At 60.8% G+C, this 16,287-nt stretch carries 14 protein-coding genes; 4 read left to right on the top strand and 10 right to left on the bottom strand.

All coding sequences use genetic code 11. The features are described 5' to 3' along the window. Positions 1–36 precede the first annotated feature (36 nt). The 4 genes from AB4Z53_RS19535 to AB4Z53_RS19520 form a co-directional block, all read right to left on the bottom strand. A complete protein-coding gene (locus tag AB4Z53_RS19535) occupies positions 37–813 on the bottom strand; it encodes an ABC transporter ATP-binding protein (protein WP_113538167.1) in 777 nt (258 codons plus the stop codon). Continuing rightward, the gene (locus AB4Z53_RS19530) at positions 813–1,616 is read right to left on the bottom strand and encodes an ABC transporter permease (RefSeq protein ID WP_113538166.1); all 804 of its coding nucleotides are present in this window, start codon (positions 1,614–1,616) and stop codon (positions 813–815) included. Before AB4Z53_RS19530 ends, AB4Z53_RS19535 begins: the two co-directional genes overlap by 1 nt. A gap of 190 nt (positions 1,617–1,806) precedes the next feature. Beyond that, a complete protein-coding gene (locus tag AB4Z53_RS19525; RefSeq protein ID WP_113538165.1) occupies positions 1,807–2,799 on the bottom strand; it encodes an ABC transporter substrate-binding protein in 993 nt (330 codons plus the stop codon). Between the two features lie 72 nt (positions 2,800–2,871). Beyond that, complete coding sequence (locus AB4Z53_RS19520) at positions 2,872–4,875, bottom strand: N,N-dimethylformamidase beta subunit family domain-containing protein (protein ID WP_441597288.1); 2,004 nt, start codon at positions 4,873–4,875, stop codon at positions 2,872–2,874. A 176-nt stretch (positions 4,876–5,051) separates the two neighbouring features. Between AB4Z53_RS19520 and AB4Z53_RS19515 the strand changes: the two genes are divergently transcribed. Together AB4Z53_RS19515 and AB4Z53_RS19510 are read left to right on the top strand one after the other, a co-directional pair. After that, a complete protein-coding gene (locus AB4Z53_RS19515; protein WP_441597286.1) occupies positions 5,052–5,897 on the top strand; it encodes a helix-turn-helix transcriptional regulator in 846 nt (281 codons plus the stop codon). 198 nt (positions 5,898–6,095) lie between these two features. Beyond that, a complete protein-coding gene (locus tag AB4Z53_RS19510; protein WP_441597326.1) occupies positions 6,096–6,587 on the top strand; it encodes a cysteine hydrolase family protein in 492 nt (163 codons plus the stop codon). Positions 6,588–6,623: 36 nt separating this feature from the next. Here the strand turns inward: AB4Z53_RS19510 and AB4Z53_RS19505 are convergent, their stop codons facing one another. The 4 genes from AB4Z53_RS19505 to AB4Z53_RS19490 form a co-directional block, all read right to left on the bottom strand. Continuing rightward, entirely contained in the window at positions 6,624–7,415 is a 792-nt protein-coding gene (locus tag AB4Z53_RS19505; RefSeq protein ID WP_441597285.1) for a hypothetical protein, read from the bottom strand. 425 nt (positions 7,416–7,840) lie between these two features. Next, complete coding sequence (locus AB4Z53_RS19500; RefSeq protein WP_441597283.1) at positions 7,841–9,034, bottom strand: (R)-mandelonitrile lyase; 1,194 nt, start codon at positions 9,032–9,034, stop codon at positions 7,841–7,843. 18 nt (positions 9,035–9,052) lie between these two features. Then, entirely contained in the window at positions 9,053–10,069 is a 1,017-nt protein-coding gene (locus AB4Z53_RS19495) for a zinc-dependent alcohol dehydrogenase family protein (RefSeq protein ID WP_441597281.1), read from the bottom strand. An 18-nt stretch (positions 10,070–10,087) separates the two neighbouring features. Beyond that, positions 10,088–10,933: an SDR family oxidoreductase gene (locus AB4Z53_RS19490; protein ID WP_441597280.1), complete on the bottom strand. Its 846-nt coding sequence runs from the start codon at positions 10,931–10,933 to the stop codon at positions 10,088–10,090. Between the two features lie 111 nt (positions 10,934–11,044). On the opposite strand from AB4Z53_RS19490, the gene AB4Z53_RS19485 reads away from it, so the two are divergent. Then, a complete protein-coding gene (locus AB4Z53_RS19485; protein WP_441597278.1) occupies positions 11,045–11,950 on the top strand; it encodes a LysR family transcriptional regulator in 906 nt (301 codons plus the stop codon). Positions 11,951–12,082: 132 nt separating this feature from the next. Here AB4Z53_RS19485 and AB4Z53_RS19480 read toward each other — a convergent pair whose 3' ends face one another. Continuing rightward, positions 12,083–12,679, bottom strand: coding sequence for a GNAT family N-acetyltransferase (locus AB4Z53_RS19480; RefSeq protein ID WP_441597276.1), 597 nt, complete (start codon positions 12,677–12,679; stop codon positions 12,083–12,085). Between the two features lie 739 nt (positions 12,680–13,418). Beyond that, a complete protein-coding gene (locus tag AB4Z53_RS19475) occupies positions 13,419–14,798 on the bottom strand; it encodes an enoyl ACP reductase FabMG family protein (RefSeq protein ID WP_441597274.1) in 1,380 nt (459 codons plus the stop codon). A gap of 447 nt (positions 14,799–15,245) precedes the next feature. Between AB4Z53_RS19475 and AB4Z53_RS19470 the strand changes: the two genes are divergently transcribed. Continuing rightward, on the top strand, positions 15,246–16,241 hold the full coding sequence (locus AB4Z53_RS19470; protein WP_113538154.1) for a LacI family DNA-binding transcriptional regulator: 996 nt from the start codon (positions 15,246–15,248) through the stop codon (positions 16,239–16,241). Positions 16,242–16,287: the final 46 nt, after the last annotated feature.

Raw genomic sequence — 16,287 nt, 5'->3', positions numbered from 1 at the left:
GGTCAGGGACGCCGGCTTAGCCGCCGGCACCCCTGGTCAGTGGTCGCGCATTTCCGACCGGATGCTGCCGAGGACGTCGGCCTGCAGGGCCGCGAACTCGGCGAGCCGATGCGTTTCCGGGCTTCTCGGGCGCGGAAGGGGCACATCGAAGATCTTCTTGATACGCCCGGGGTTGGAAGCCATCACGAAGATGCGGTCCGACAGGAAGACGGCTTCCTCCACGTCGTGCGTCACGAAGATGACCGTCAATTTCTCACGCTCCCAGACGCTGGTCAGCAATTCCTGCATCTGCACGCGCGTCAGGGCATCCAGGGCCCCGAAGGGCTCGTCCATCAAAAGGAGCTTCGGCTTGTAGGAGAGCGCACGGGCGATCGCCACCCGCTGTTTCATGCCGCCGGAAAGCTGGGCCGGATAGCGGTCGGCGAAGGCTTCGAGGCCGACCAGCTTCAATTGTGCCATCGCCATGTCGCCGGTTTCCGATCTCGGATGGCCGGTGGCCTCGAGTGCGAACTCGACGTTCTTCTTCGCCGTCAGCCATGGCAGCAGCGTGTAGCTCTGGAACACCACTCCGCGGTCGGCACCGGGTCCGAGAATGTCCGTGCCGTCGACCTTCAACTCGCCCTCGTCGTGAGTTTGCAGGCCGGCGATGATGGAGAGCAGCGTGCTCTTGCCGCAACCCGACGCGCCGACGAGTGAGATGAATTCGTTCTCCTGGATGGCCAAGGAGACATTGTCGAGAACTGTCAGGCGTTCCTTCTTGGAGCCGCTGGAGGCAAAGGTTTTCGTGAGGTCACGAATGAGAAGCTTTTCCATCAATGTTTCCCCTCGTAGCGGAACATGCGCTTGCCGAGAAATTTCATGACCTGGTCGCTGATCAGCCCGAGGATGCCGAGCACCACGATGTAGCCGATGGCCGTGTCTGTCTGGAAATAGCGTTGTGCCACGGTGATGCGGTAGCCAAGGCCGCTGTTGGCAGCGACAAGTTCCGCAAGGACGACCCATGTCCAGGCCCAGCCGAGCGATACTCTGAGCGTGTCCCAGATCTGCGGCGCGGCGGAGGGCAGGATGATCCTGGTTACGATCTTGAAGTCACTCAGGCCCACGGTTCTCCCAAATCCGATGAAATCCGGCGGTACGCGCTTGATGTTGTCCATGAACATCAGCGCCTGCTGAAAGAATGTGCCGATCCAGATGATCAGGAATTTCTGGGTGTCGGATGTCCCGGTCCAGAGGATGGTCAGCGGAACGAAAGCGACGACGGGCATGTAGCGAATGAAATCGAGAAACGGTTCGATCGCAGCGTCCCAGAACCTGTAGTTGCCGATGAGCACACCCACGATGAGTGCCGTGACCGAAGCGGCGATGAAGCCGACACCGATACGGTAGACGCTGCTTGCGACGTCGCCTGCGAGCGTGCCATCGGCGGCAAGGCTCCAGAGCCGGGCGACGATGGCACCTGGCGAGGGGAGGAAGATTGGCCGTATCAGCCCGGCCTCCGCGATGCCCCACCAGAGCGCGAAGAAGATTGCGAACGAACATAGCGAGATGGTCGCATAGGTGGCGGGTGAGATCTCAGCCTGCATGCTGAGAATGGACTTCTTTCTTGGCTTGGCCATGGATAGCCGCGCTCCTGTCGTTTCTACTTGCAGGCAACAATTGCCCAGAGGTTATCGTGGCGATCGGGCGGCTCCACGCCGCTAAACGCGGCAAGCCCGTGGGCTCGCGGCAACCTGTCTTGCGTTTCTGAAATTTCGCCCTTCGCCCGGCGAGGAAGCTCTGTCGGCGGAGCCGACAGAGCTTTCGTCATCAGAGCGAGGAAAGGGCTGTCGTATCGATCGCGTCCTTGGCTTCGAAAGACTTGGTGATGAGGCCGAGGTCCGTGCTGGCGACATTGACGGCGGGGAAGGTTTTCGTTGCGAAATCCCCGGTCAGAAGCGCCTTGTTCTCGGCAAGCGTGTAGTAGTGGACGCCTGCGAATGTCGTTCCGAGTTCGCTTGCATCGGAGCCGACGCCCTTGGCGATAATCGCTTGGCATTCCGCCGGGTTCTTGTTGTAGGCGTCCACCGCGTCTCCCCAGCTCTTTACCATGGCGCGGACCTGGCCGGGCCGTCCCTTGAGCGTTTCCTCCGTCACGACGAAGCAGTCGCTGATGAGGCCGGGGCTTTCAGCGGCCGTGTAGAGCAGCGAGAGGCCAGGGTCGGCCTTGAGCGCGGCCGAGATATAGGGCTCGTAGGTGACCATGGCGTCGGCAGAGCCCGAAAGGACTGCGGCCGCGGCCTGCGCCGCCGGCGTGTTGATTGTGGTGATGTCGTTCAGTGTCAGGCCTGCCTTCTTCAGCGCGTCGGCAATAAGAAGGTGGCTGGTCGAGCCCTGCTCATAGGCAATGGACTTGCCCTTGAGGTCTGCAATGCTGGCGATGCTCTTCGGGCTGACGACGGCATCGGCCGTCGAGCTGAAATCTTCGAGAAGCACGATTTTGTAGTGGGCGCCCTGCTGCAGGTGCTGGAGCACGTTGTGCGTTGCGGCGTTCGTTGCCTGGACTTCGCCACTGGCAAGGATTGCAAGGTCCGCCGCATCGTCGACATAGGGCACGAACTCGACGCCTTCGAGCCCATTGGCTGTGAAGATGCCTTTCTCCTGGGCCACGTACCACATGCCATAGCCGATCCATGGCTGGATCGACATCTTGAAGACGCCGGGTTCGACGGTAGCGGCGGCAAAGGCCTTCGAAGTGATGACGTAGGGTGCGGCGACGGCGCCGCCCATCAGCATCATGAGGTTGCGTCGGGAGATGTTCATTCTTTCGTTCCCTTTTATGTTGGCTGTTGCTTGAACCCGGCCGGAGCGCCAATTCTCGGGCCGTGCGTGGGGCTATTTGCCGAATCCCGCGGCGAGGTTTTTCATGATTTGTCCGACGGCGTTCTGAAGGCCCGGGCCTGGCAGTGCGCCGAGCCAGGCCACCGAACCGGTGCAGAATACGTGGCCGCCTCCCTTGTGACGATAGATCGTCATGTCGGCGCGGCGAAGGGTTTTGCGTTCGACGTCGCCATCGGCGAGCCAGACGTCGGGGCGAACCTGGAAGCTGTCATCGAAACCATCGGCAGTCGCGAGCACTACGAGGTTCGGCGGCGTCTCCTGTGAACGGACCACCGCGTCGACTTCATATCCCGCAGCGCCTCCCAGCACCGTCCCGTCGTCTCCGATCGGCTCGTCGCCAATGCCCTCGAACAGCCAGGCGTAGCGGGGGTCGTGACTGCCTTCCATCCTCTGGTAGGGACGGGAAGCACCGAAGCTCATGATGAGATAGGTCACGCCCAGATAGGATTGCGGATTCATGAGGCCACGGTCCTCCCAGGCGCCTCCGGGCTCGCCGGTGATCGACATGTGGGCCTCGCCCGGGCGACCGCTCCAGATGTCGCTCTTTACGCGCCTGAGTTCCATCGCTTCGCCCTCATAGGCGACAACCCAATAGAACCCGTTCCCGCCGAGATAGGCGAGGTTGCCGCCTGCATCGAGGTAATGGCGTATCGCAGCCATCATGGGCGTCGACCAATATTCCGGATGGCTTCCGGTCAGCATTGCCCGGTAGGGCGCAGCCGCGTTCAATCCCTCTTCATGCAGGTCTCTGTCGGTGATGACGTCGATGGCGATGCCTTCTCTCGCGTAGAACTTGAGCAGTTGCAGATCGACGGGCAAAAGATGTGGGCTATTGGAAAGCGGGTAGTGATAGTCGTCGCGCACGGTTGCCTTCGGGCGCCGCGCCGATGTCAGGCTGACGCCGCTCAAGTCGCTGTGCACGTCGTAGAGGCAAAGGAAATCGTTATCGATGGCGAACCGGTGCCCACGATCGGTGCCGTGCCACGGGTACCGAACGGGCGGGAGGCGCTCGTCGGCATAGGCAAGATAGGTCGCGGTTGACACCAGGAAGGCGAGTTTTGCCGCTGTTCGGCTTGGCCTGACAAAAAACGGTAGCCGTTCGACGCCCTGCCGGGTGGAGATCTCGACCGCAAAGATGCCGGAGCGTGCCTCCGCAGGAATCGTCACCGTAAGATCGGCGGTCCAGTCGAAGCCACCGAAATCGTCATCATGGAGATGGATCGCGTCGAACTGCGATGGATCGAGCCTCGGGTCATGGATCTCCGAGGTGAACCGGCGCGAGGCGACGGCGAAGGTCGGCATGTTATGGATAGTCAGGACACGATCGGCGTCTTCGAGGGAGCCGAGTTTATCGATCGGACCGCGGGCCGGAAACTGCCAATGGTGTCCCTGTCCATCGACGAGAAGTCCGATGCGGCCGACACGGGCGTTCAGGGTTTTTTCGTTGTGTGAACCATCGGACCCGATGGCCACGGGCCCCGCGCCTTCGCCGCGCGGCATCACGATACGGGCAAGGGCCTGTCCATCCCCGGCAAAAAGCGTTGCCTCGATCTCGTTGCCGAGGGTGCGGAGGCTGAGTTCGTACCAGCATTCGTTGGAAACCGCCGTAAACGGATGGCTGCCTTTACCCGTGTGAATGCTGAGTACGCCAGCTTCGTCCAGCCAAACCGAGACATCTGCGAAACGGCAGACGGGCTTTTCACCCTGATTTTGTGTGAAAAGTACCTCGAACCGCAATTCTGCCGCTTGCGAAACCGGCATTGCTGGCAATTCGATCCATGAACCGAGATCGTAATTGCGAACGGCAAAACCGTCACAATGCTTCCGGATCGGCCAAGCCATGACTTCGTGATCGTCGCGATCAATGGAGACGATGCGTATCGCCGCCTCGGCATCGACACAGGAGACGTGGACATTCGTTTCTGCGCCGGCTTTCACCGACCACGGCTCGATAAATCCGACGGCGGGCATGGCTGAATGGTTCAGCGTTCGTCTCATGGCGTTACCCCTTGGATGGTTGGCACTTTTCGCCGTGCCTTTTTGCGGATTGGGCACGTGGCCGGCTCTTCGTCAAAATCAGGACGCTTGAATAGCATCCGGATCTTCTATGAGAGCTTGGCGTCCATAACCCTTCCGTCTATGGTTTTGGACAATAAACTATCCTTGAGAGGGGCATGTATACCCCGGTGGGGGTACAGGGCATGAAAAACTCCCTTCTGAACGCTCTTGCTGCGACGCTCGAAGCCGTCGGCTCGGACGACTTCTATCCGGCGATGTGCGAGTACCTGCGGCAATGCCTGGAATTCGACAATGTAATCGCCATCGTCTTCGTGGGAACGAATGTCCCCCACGTCGCCTATTCCAAGGCCTACGGCTCCGATGTCTTTCGCTATGTCGCCGAGCAATATCTTTCGGGCGCCTATCTGCTCGACCCAATTTACCATTTCCATTTGAAGCGGGGAGAGGAGGGCCTCTACAGGCTTCTGGACGTCGCGCCCGATCAGTTCCGCAGCAGCCGCTATTACAAATGGTATTACGGTCGGATCGGCATTTCCGACGAGATATCCGTCTTTCTGCCCATCAGCGCCAACGCCACCATCACCGTATCGATGGGCAAGGATGGATTGTCGGGCACCTCGTTTTCGCAAAAGGCCGAAGACCATCTGCGGCAGCACCAGCGCGTGATCGTCGCTTTATTGAAGGCGCACTGGGCCGCATTGGATGCGCCGGCGGTGCAGATCGCCCAGGCGACATCGATTACCGAGAGTCTGCGCGATGAGGTGCACCGACATCACAATATCAGCCTCAGTCCTCGGCAGGCAGAGGTTGCCCTGCTTATCCTGCAGGGACATTCCTCGCCGTCGGTCGCACTACAACTCGGCTTGAGTGCACAAACGGTAAAGGTGTTCCGCAAACAGCTTTACCAGCGATGCGGCATATCCTCTCAAGCCGAACTGTTCTCTTTGATGATGCCGCTTCTTCGACGGGTCAACGCGCCCAGAATCCCGGTGGGTCGCTAGCGCGCTGGTCTGTTCGATGGTGAAGCGCGGTTCGCCCGACTGCGGGTTCGCGGAAACATCGGCTTCTGAATGCAAAAATGTGGAGGTTGTAACGGCAGGTGGACGACGACTATTGTCTCGCCGTCAGGCCGGAAGAGGAGGGGACAAAGAGTGTCTTACACAGTTGATTTGGACGTCGCGGATGCCGCGTTGTTGATCATGCACTACCAGGCCGACGTCTTTTCGATCCTGGCAAACGATATTCCAGCGGATCTGCTCGACCGTACCAACTCGCTCATTGCGAAATGGCGTAGCACTCAGAACCCCACGATCTTCGCAAACTTCGCCATCGACTATGAGGCGCCCTGCGAAAACAATATGTTGATCAGCAACATCAAGAAGACCGGATTCTTTCGCGACCCCGCGCCTGCAGCCGGGCTTGATGTGGCTGAAGGCGACTGGCGATACGCCTGTCCGCGCGCCAACGTGTTTCATAGCACCACTTTGCACCACGATCTGCAGGCAAAGGGCGTCAAGACGCTGATCATGGCCGGGATCGCGAGCAGCGGCGTCCTGTTCTCCAGCGTGGGATGGGCAAGCGATGCAGATTACAAGATCTACATTGCGCGTGATTGCTGTTTTGACCCAGACACAGCAGCGAACGAGGCGCTTTTCCGGACGAGCTTCGCCACGCGGGCGACCATCATCTAGATCGCCGCTCGCTCAAATCGCGTTCAGTTCGGCCGGCTAGAACCGTACGGTGAGACCCAGGATAGGGCCCTGCTGAACTGCGTCGAACACGAAGCCGTCTTTGCTGTAGTCGACGCCGAGCGCCCGATAACCCGCCTCGGCCGAAATCGTGTCGCTGAACCGGTAGCCAATTGCTGCCGCGACGTCCCAGTCGAGGTCCGCTCCGCCGGCGCCGACCAAGCCCCACCCCGTCAGATAGATTTCCGGCGTAAGTGAATAGGTGCCGCGAAAGCCGGCCAGGCCGTCGACCCAGGTCGCGTCATCCTTTCTGGATACGCCGTCGAGAACCCCACCGTGGAAGGAAAACTCACTTTCGACCGACCAGACACGCAAACCGGCCGCAATGTCCACGCGCGCCTGGCTGTCTTCATAGATCGTGTATCCCGCCCCAAGGAACCCGGCAAAAGTCTGGGTCGAGAGGTCGACACTGTTGGCGAGAATGCCTCTGGGCGTACCGCGTTGACCCGATATCTTCGTGTACATCAGGTCAGTGAAGATGCTGTAGTCGCCATAGCGGGCCTCCCCGATAGCCATCGCGGCAAAATCGAGGTGGTCGAAGATGTCGCTGAAGCTCGCGTTGATATGGGCTTCCGGCAGGCCGAACTGCGCAACGTCTCCCGAAAGTCCGGCTGCCCAGAAATAGGGCGAGAATGCGAAGGTCCAGCCGCTCTCGGTCGTGACCTGCTTGAGCTCAGGTGTCATCGGCGAATAGATGTCCGCGGCCATGGCGCTGCCAGCTAGCAGACAGGTCCCGATGGCTGCCAGAATTGGAATGCGGCAAGTTCTCATGTTTCCCCCAATATGCGTGAGTGCATGCTCAGTTCGAAGGCGTGTCCATGCCTGCCTCCCATGTGCTTCCTTTGGGGGCAGCAGCATCCTCTCCTCTCAGTGATAACTAATATAGAAAAAGAGGAAAGCATAGGTGGTAGTATCACGTAGGCATCCGTCGATACCGTTGAATGATGTTTTTCGCGCTGCTCGATCGCCGTGCCGCCCGCGGGATACTTGCGAACCGGCAATCCCGCCTTGATGAGACCGTCAATGCAGTGCTTTTGAACGGCGGGGCTATGGATGCGCAGCGCAACCTAGCCTTGAGGAAGGCCCAGTCGCTGCGCACCGAACCAGGATCGGCTTCCTCGACGATGCAAACGGGGGGCATTTATCGTTACGGATGACCGCAGCCCGGTATCGCAGGCTGCGGGTCGTGCGCGGCTTCAATCCGTGGCCTGCCCAGCGAGGTAGTGTTCGTCCGTAACCTTTTCCATCCAGGTGACCGCAACGCCATTCAGTGCTTCGGCCACCGCAAAGTGGGTCATCGGTTCAGTGGCGGATGCGCCATGCCAATGCTTCACCGATGGCGGGATCCAGACGACATCGCCGGGACCGATCGCTGTGGCGGGCTCACCCGCCTTCTGCACCCAACCGCGGCCGGAGACGATGTAGAGTGTCTGTCCCAGTGGATGCGTGTGCCAGGCCGTTCGGGCGCCAGCCGCAAACGATACCGTTGCGCCCCCGATCCGCGCAGGTGCCTGGCCCTGGTAGTGGCCGGAGATCTGCACCTCTCCCGAAAAGTAGTCGCTCGATCCCGTTGCTGGAGTGGAGTTTGCCCTGACGACCTTGAGATCCGCCGATGTATTGCCGCTCGCAGCAGCGCGACTGGCGAACACCCGCTCCAGCACCGGAACCGCCGACATCGCCCGCGGCCAGCCGGCATAAAAGCCGAGATGGGTGGCGACCTCGGCGACTTCGGTGCGCCTCAGTCCGTTGTCCATGGCGCGGTTGGCATGAAACGGCAATTGGTCCGGTTGGCCGATGGCGATCAACGCAGCCATGGTCACGAGGCTGCGGTCCCGGGCGCTCAGGTCCGGACGGGTCCACAGGTCGCCGAACAGCACGCGGTTCGTCAGTTCGGCGAGCGCCGGCGCAGTCGGCTCGACGTTGGCCTGAACCGTATCGCGCCGGGCGGCTTCCGCTTCAGGGTCCAGTTCGAGGCGCGTCGCATCGCTGCCTTCCACCGGTGCGATCTTGCGTTCGTCGAAGATCTTCTTCGTTTCTGTGACGGCCGACATCGCATTTGGCCAGCCGGTATAGAAGGCGAGCTGGGTGATGAGCTCGCCGATCTCCTCGGGCTTCACGCCATTGTCCAGCGCCCGGCCAACGTGATGGCCGATCTGCGCCGTCTTTCCAGTGGCGACAAGGGCGGCGACGGTGATCAGGCTGCGATCGCGCGGAGCGAGATCGGCTCTCGTCCATATGTCTCCGAACAAAACCTCATCGGTGAAAATGCCGAGGCCAGGTGCGATGTTGTAAACGCTCTCGGGCGCGACGCGTGGGCGTCGCTTGTCCTCGGCCTCGGCGCCCGTAGCCGCAAGGGCAGAGATTGCGAGGGTGGCAGCAACCTTTTTCATGAAAACGTCCTTGTTTTGTCAAACCCGCAGCAGGGTCTTGATGGCACGGCGTTCGTCCATGGCGCGGTAGCCTTCTGCGACGTCGGCAAGCGGGAGTTCGAGATCGAAGACCTTGCCGGGGTTGATGGTCCGGTCGAGGACGAGGTCCATCAGGTCGGGCAGGAAGCGGCGGACAGGGGCGGGGCCTCCAAGAAGGCTCTTCTGGGCAAAGAACAGTTTTTGCCCGTCGAGCTGCACCCCGTGCGGCACGCCGACAAAACCGATCCTGCCGCCAGGGCGGGCGCAGTTCATCGCCTGCGTCATCGCCTCCTGAGTGCCGACGCATTCGAGCACCGCCTCGGCGCCGACGCCGTCGGTCAGTTCCTTGATGCGGGCAACGCCATCATCGCCTCTCTCGGAAACGATGTCCGTTGCGCCGAACTCGAGAGCGAGATCCTGTCGGGTCTTGTGTCGGCTCATTGCAATGATCCTGGCCGCACCCATGTGCTTGGCGGCAAGAACGCCCATGAGGCCGACTGCACCGTCGCCGACGACCGCGGCGGTCGAGCCCTCCTGCACGCCGGCGGCGAAGGCCGCGTACCAGCCGGTGCCGAGAACGTCCGAGGTCGCAAGCAGGCTCGGGATCAGGTCGTCGGTGGGAAGCTCGGCCGTGGCGACGAGTGTTCCGTCGGCCAACGGGACGCGCGCCAGCGGCGCCTGTGCCCCCGTCATGAATTCGCGCTGCTCGCAGGAAGACTGAAAGCCGAAGCGGCAATGCGGGCAGGTGTTGTCCGAAAGGCAGAAGGAGCCGACGACGAACTGGCCTGGCCGCACGGTCCTTACCGCGCTGCCCACCTCTTCGACGATTCCGCAATATTCATGGCCCATGGCCAAGGGTGCTGTGACCTCGTTCGCACCCCGATAAGGCCAGAGATCAGAGCCACAGATGCACGTGGCGGACAGACGGATGATGGCATCGGTCGGCTTGAGGATCTTCGGTTCCGCCACTTCCTCGCAACGGACGTCGCCGGGACCGTAAAGAATGGTTGCGCGCATTGGTGATAATCCTTGTGTCTAAGCGGATGGATCGGGAGTTCTCGGCGCGAGTTCGCCGTACCAGTAGGATGCGGTCACGCCGCCATCGATCAGGAAATCGCTGCCCGTGATGAAGGCGCCTTCCGGTCCCATCAGCACTGCGGCCAGGTTGGCTATCTCGTCCGGCGTTCCGGCACGGCCAGCCGGTGACAGGGCGATCATGCGGCGATAACCTTCACCACGCGGACCGTTCAGTTCGTCCTTGGCAAGGGGTGTGATGACTATGCCGGGGCTGATCGTATTGATCCGCGCGCCGCGCTTTCCCCATCGTACCGCCTCTGCCTTCACGCGCAGGGCATTGCCGCGTTTCGAGATCTGATAGGCGGCCAGCGGATCGACGATCCGTTCCGCCGCAAGCATGGGCAGGTCCAGCAGTTCGTCGGCTGGCGTCGTCGCCAGCGCCTTGTCCTGGTCGGTGGTCAATGCGGGCAGGCGATGACCGGACATCGAGGCGATGACGACGCCCGAACCGCCTGTCGCGATCACGTTGCCGAATTCTTCCAGAACGACGGCCGTGCCGTAGAGGTCCACCTTGAGGATAGTCGCGGGCGATGTCTGCGAAGGGGAGACGCCGGCTGCATGGATGACGCCGGTAACGCTGCCGATCTGTGTGGCAGCCTCGGCCAACGCTCGCACCGAGGCACGCGATGAGATGTCGACGATGCCCGTGCTCACATCGAAACCGGCATCGCTCAAAACCGTCGCGGCAAGATCGGCGTTTTCCTGGCGCAGATCCGCGAGCAACACATGCTTGCCGGTGCTGACACGGCGAGCGATCGCCTGCCCGATCGAACCGGCGCCGATGACGACGACGACGTCTTTCATGTTGGCTCCTGTCATGCCTCGGGCTTTCGCCCCGTCATCGACAAGTTAGCTCTGGCGATAGAAATCCATTAGATGCTAAGTTCTGCATGAACCTATGTTCTGGATTCATGAATGAAACGGGACGAACTCGGCGATCTCATGGCGTTCCTGGCGGTTGCGGAAGAGCGAAGCTTCACGCGCGCCGCAGCGCAGCTCGGCACATCGCAATCCTCTTTGAGCCACACGGTGCGGCGCCTGGAGGAGCGGATGGGCGTGCGACTTCTGAGGCGCACGACACGCAGCGTCTCGCCGACGGATGCCGGCGAACAACTCCTCGAAACCTTGCGTCCGGCTTTCAGCGACATCCGCAGCCGGATCGACGCCTTGAGCGCGATGCGTCAGCGGCCCGGCGGCACGATCCGCATCACGTCAAGCCGCCATGCGGCCGAGACGATAGTGCTGCCGGCCGTCAAGCGCCTGATGGCCGACTACCCTGAGATCAATGTCGAACTCTCGATCGAGCAGCGACTGGTCGATCTCGTCGCTGAACGGTTCGATGCGGGCGTGCGTTTGGGAGAACGTGTCGAGAAGGATATGATCGCGGTCCGGATCGGGCCGGATCTTCGCATGGTCGTTGCCGGCTCGCCGGAGTACTTCAAACACCGTCCGAAGCCTCAGACGCCCCACGATCTGATGCACCATGCCTGCTTGAACCTGCGCCTGCCGACGCTCGGCGGTCTCTATGCCTGGGAGTTCGAGAAGGATGGGCGACCCTTGAACGTCCGGGTCGACGGCCAGTTCACCTCGAATGACGTTCCCATGATCATCGATGCGGCCTTGAGCGGCCTTGGACTGACATGCCTGCCGGACGATCATCTGGAGCCGCTGGTGCGTGCGAAGAAGCTGGTCAAGGTGCTGGAGGAGTGGACGCCGCCATTCCCGGGATACCATCTCTATTATCCGAGCCGAAGGCTCGCATCGCCTGCCTTCGGGCTTCTTGTCGAGGCCCTGCGCTACCGCGAGGAGCGGGTGGCTTGAGACCCATTGAACCGTGTTGTTCGGGCGTGGGGCCTGTTCGCGCCACCCGTGGCTTGCATTTATGCGTTGCCGACCTGTCGGGAATAGCCTGGCACCACTGGAGCGGAAGCATGGCGGCTCCCGCCGGCGGCCCTAGCGGTTATCCGAGGGATGAAGCGGTTTGATCAGCAGCACCCAATTTTCCGTGTCGGCCTTCCAGCCTTCCTTCACGCAGGCGCGCGTTGCCACTTCCTCGTAGCCATTCCGCTCGTACAGCCGTCTGGCACCGACATTGTTGTCGGCGACGATGACGCTCATCCGCGGGAGTGCCTGATCCCGCGCTATCTGTTCCGCCAGCTTGAGCAGACGTGAACCAAGCCCTTGTCCTCGGTGCTCGGGATAGCAGGCCAACACATTGACATACCAACTGTCAGATGCCTGGTTTTCCAATTCTTGAAGCGGCCGGAACAGTGCGGGGAAATCATCGGCAATCGGCTCGGGTTCGGAGCCGATTGGGTAGCCCGTCAGGCTGGCTACGGCGCCACCTCCAAAGTCCACGACCACGATCTGGCCTTCGCGCACCCTTTCTGCTTGCCGGCCGCGACCGACTTCCCAAGGGTCCTGACCGTCTTTTGCAAGTCCTTCCCAGATATACAGAGGCAAGCCTTGACCGGCGAAGTTGACAAGATCGGCCAACGCCCTTGCATCAGCCTCGCTGGCAACGCGGACCGGCGCCTCAAGCTGTATCATTGGAGACCTCCGGAATGGACTGGCGGAGAACTATCATAGGCGGTTTTTGGTTCGTCAGGGAGGGGCGTCACCGAACCGCGTGGATCGGCTATGTCAGCCCACAAGTGGGACCTTTGGCGCCCCGATCGACCAAGCAGCAATCGCGGGCCATTGGGTCGGCAACCCCGAAAGCGTCGGTGATAACGGTGTTATTTGGGGTTCGCTTACCCGGCGCCTTGGGAAACATTTGGGAACCAGATGCCTTCGGCGCCACGCCATCCGGCAGCCGGAATGTCGCATCTTCGATCAAACTCGCCGACAGGCGCCTGGCGTACACAATTTTCGGAGGTTCGGAATTTGTGGCCCGCAATCCGTGCGGTGTTCGCTTCCGCATGGGCGATCGCGCATGTGGAGAAGGTCAGCACCGTCAGGACGCACAGGGTAGTCTTCGACATGCTGCGATCCTCCGTTGTTTTAGTAGATGCTTAATCTACATCGGATGGAGGAAGCGGGCCTATAGTCATTCCGAACTAATACCGAGGGATCATGCCTCTGCCGAGTGCGGACCATGTAATGTCCGTCGGAATTGCTTGCAGAATTCATGCTCCGGAATTCAGCGAAATCTATCTGCCTGGGAGAACCAGACCGAGATGATCATGCCCTTCCCGGGAATAGAGACACATGTGCTGATATTGGCACAATACTCCCGGGCCATTGCAGGTCCGGGAGTTGCTGGCTTGCGCGCCAGGCTGGGAAGTTCTCAGGCCACTTCGAGCTGAGAGTCTTTCGAGCCTTCCGCGATCGACGGCGCAGAAGGCTTCCACTGTAGGTGGGAAGCATTGAGGCGGCGCGCCACGATGTCGTGGTTGAGCCACTGGGTGGGGCCGGAAGGTTCCGAAGACTCGCCGAAAATGAGCTGCCCCGTGGCTTCTACGACGAGCGCACTGAGGAGATCGCTGATCATAACCTTGCCGTCGCGATGCATCTGCGTGATTTCGTTGGACGTGCCGATCGTCAGATCGGACTGTGCCTGGCTGTTTGCCATCGGCCACGCGGAGAAGTCGTAGAACGGACGCATGACCTCGTTAGCCTGCATGTCGGTGATCTTCTGGAACACGTCCTTCATCGTGAAACCGTCTGCCAGAAGCTGTTCGCAGGCCTGCCACTGGTGCTCTGCCCATTGGCCGCCGTTCTCCTTCTTCAAGGCAAGCAGCAGCGGTATCAGGGGAAGTTCGATACCTGTGAAAACGTCGGAGGAATTGGTCCGGATTTCGGGGCAGTTGTAGACGGTTGCCTTGATGCCCGCTGCCCAGGCGTCCTGCGCGAAGCCTTCGAGCCGCATCTTGGCATAACCTTGCGTGTAGTTCGTATAGGTCTGCCAGCGGTAGCTTCCGTCGATCAGCACGGCCGTTCCATGGTACCCGTAGGCCGTATAGCGGACCTGGCCGCCCGATGCCTCTACGCGTTCCCGGATCGCTGCGCTGGATTCGATGAGATGCCGGAAGGTGATCGCGGAGACTTCGTCGAAATTCTGCAGGATGAGCTTGCCCATATCGCTGTCGAGCAGGGCCTGCGAGGACATGTGGCGGGCACCACGACCCTTGTAGATCCGGTTGGCAATGACCAGGAAGACCTTTGCCTTCGGGATGCCTCCGGCCATCGTATGCGCGAAAAAGACGTTGCGGCCGGCGGCGATCATTCCATCGAGAACGGCCATGACCTGCTTGAGCGAATTCGTGAACCGCTGGGTGGCGATGTCCCGGCACTGCTTGATGTAGTCCCAGTCGAGCTTGTCGTCCTGCCAGCTCTCCAGCGTCATGTCCGCGAGCAGGTCGGTCGGCGTTGGGCCGCCGGCCGGAGCGTCGAGATCGAAGCCGGCCATCACAGGGATATTGATGATCTTGCCGCCCAGTCGCTCTTCGGCGGCGGCGAGTTCCTCGGCGTCCAGCGGCCGCAGCGCGTTGTTCTCGTCGCGCCGTCCGACCGTGATCCCCACGATTTCCATGCCAGCCCGGCGGGCTTCGTCAAGCAGGCCAGTCGCGTATCCGCGACCGAACAATTCGCCGAAGAGGACGAAAACATCTCCTTTGCGAAAGACGCTGTTCTCGGCAAGTCGGTTCAATGCGATCGGGTTTTCCATACTGTCAGCTCTTTGGTCCGTTAGTCGTCGAGCGATGACTCAGACGAATTTTGATCGTCACATGACCACACTGGCCCAGAATAGGAAGTCATATTACGTGACCGTTCATTTCAAAACGTGAAGACCCGCAGGAATTTCCCGTTAACTGGCGGGGACAAAGGAGCGTTTGCCGGACGGTTGAGATGGGCGTGCCGATGCCGAAATCGCTCGGAGGAGCCGATCTGGTGACCAATGGCGTTGCGTTTCCCGATGCCGAATCGGTCCAGGCTTGCCGAAAGGGGCCTCTCAGGATCGTCTCGGTGATCGTGGCTGCTGCGTGGGGGCTCCCTCTGGCCACGGAACACCCCCGGGGTCTGACAGACGTGTAGACATTCGAGCCGATTGCACGCTAGACGGGGACGATTAGATGTGCCGACGACAGCAATGGGCATTCAGCGGTGAGAACGCGTGGCAGCCACGATCAAGGATATTGCTAGAAGAGCCGGGGTCTCGACTGCGACGGTGTCGAAGGTCCTGAACCGGAAGGATTCGGTGATCGGGGATGAGACGCGCCAGAAGGTTCTGTCGCTTGCCCGTGAGTTGAATTACACGCCGAATTCGCTGGCGCGTTCGCTTGTCACGAGAAAATCTCATGTCATCGGCATCATCGTTCCCGATATCCTCAATCCCTATTTCACCGAACTCGTAAGGGCGTGCGACGATGCGGCCCGGCTGCGCGGTTATACGACGCTCGTCTGCAATTCAGAGGGGATACCGGAGATCGAGACGGCGCACCTGACCTCCTTCGGGGGGCACCGCGTGGATGGCATATTGCTGGCGGCGAGTGACGTCGTTCCCGACACGGAGCTTCTCGATGCCCTGCGAATCCCCATCGTCTGTATGGATCGGGAGATCGGCGCGGTGGCGCAACTCGTCGCGACCGTCGATACGGACTACCGAAGCGGCGCCTACCAGGCGACGCGCCATTTGATCGGCAAGGGACACACCCGTATCGCCTTTCTGAGCGGCGCACCGCATCGGTCGAATACCCAGATCCGTCTTTCGGGCTACACGGATGCACTGACCGAAGCGGGCATTCCCTTCGATCCGGAACTGATACGGTGCAAGGAATTCCAGCACCGGTTCGGTCATGAGGCGACACTGGACCTCCTCGACCGCACGGATTTTTCGGCAATCTGCTGCATGAATGACATGCTGGCGATCGGCGCGATGGTGGCCTTGCGGGAGCGCGGCCGGCGTGTGCCGGAAGACTGTGCCGTGATCGGCTTCGATAATATCTACCTCTCCCCTCTGCTGGAGCATCCACTTTCCACTGTGGATCGGCGCATTGCCCATTCGGGACGCGTGGCGACGAATGCCCTGATCGATTTCCTCGAGGACGCGGATCGCAGGGGCACTGCCATCACGATCATGCCGACGGTTGTCAGCCGCACGACGACCTAACTGGAATGCGATGGCGACGCTGCCATCGTGCGCGTTTTGTCTCACG

The sequence above is a fragment of the Ensifer sp. 2TAB8 genome (assembly GCF_052115125.1).
Classification (GTDB): Bacteria; Pseudomonadota; Alphaproteobacteria; order Rhizobiales; family Rhizobiaceae; genus Ensifer.
Note: the sequence above shows the minus strand (reverse complement) of the source record. Positions and strands in the feature narration are given on the sequence as shown.

Bases quoted from the DNA above. Each gene is read 5' to 3' on its own strand.
- AB4Z53_RS19535 (WP_113538167.1), bottom strand. From the start codon at position 813: ATGGAAAAGCTTCTCATTCGTGACCTCACGAAAACCTTTGCCTCCAGC.
- AB4Z53_RS19530 (WP_113538166.1), bottom strand. From the start codon at position 1,616: ATGGCCAAGCCAAGAAAGAAGTCCATTCTCAGCATGCAGGCTGAGATC.
- AB4Z53_RS19525 (WP_113538165.1), bottom strand. From the start codon at position 2,799: ATGAACATCTCCCGACGCAACCTCATGATGCTGATGGGCGGCGCCGTC.
- AB4Z53_RS19520 (WP_441597288.1), bottom strand. From the start codon at position 4,875: ATGAGACGAACGCTGAACCATTCAGCCATGCCCGCCGTCGGATTTATC.
- AB4Z53_RS19515 (WP_441597286.1), top strand. From the start codon at position 5,052: ATGTATACCCCGGTGGGGGTACAGGGCATGAAAAACTCCCTTCTGAAC.
- AB4Z53_RS19510 (WP_441597326.1), top strand. From the start codon at position 6,096: ATGCACTACCAGGCCGACGTCTTTTCGATCCTGGCAAACGATATTCCA.
- AB4Z53_RS19505 (WP_441597285.1), bottom strand. From the start codon at position 7,415: ATGAGAACTTGCCGCATTCCAATTCTGGCAGCCATCGGGACCTGTCTG.
- AB4Z53_RS19500 (WP_441597283.1), bottom strand. From the start codon at position 9,034: ATGAAAAAGGTTGCTGCCACCCTCGCAATCTCTGCCCTTGCGGCTACG.
- AB4Z53_RS19495 (WP_441597281.1), bottom strand. From the start codon at position 10,069: ATGCGCGCAACCATTCTTTACGGTCCCGGCGACGTCCGTTGCGAGGAA.
- AB4Z53_RS19490 (WP_441597280.1), bottom strand. From the start codon at position 10,933: ATGAAAGACGTCGTCGTCGTCATCGGCGCCGGTTCGATCGGGCAGGCG.
- AB4Z53_RS19485 (WP_441597278.1), top strand. From the start codon at position 11,045: ATGAAACGGGACGAACTCGGCGATCTCATGGCGTTCCTGGCGGTTGCG.
- AB4Z53_RS19480 (WP_441597276.1), bottom strand. From the start codon at position 12,679: ATGATACAGCTTGAGGCGCCGGTCCGCGTTGCCAGCGAGGCTGATGCA.
- AB4Z53_RS19475 (WP_441597274.1), bottom strand. From the start codon at position 14,798: ATGGAAAACCCGATCGCATTGAACCGACTTGCCGAGAACAGCGTCTTT.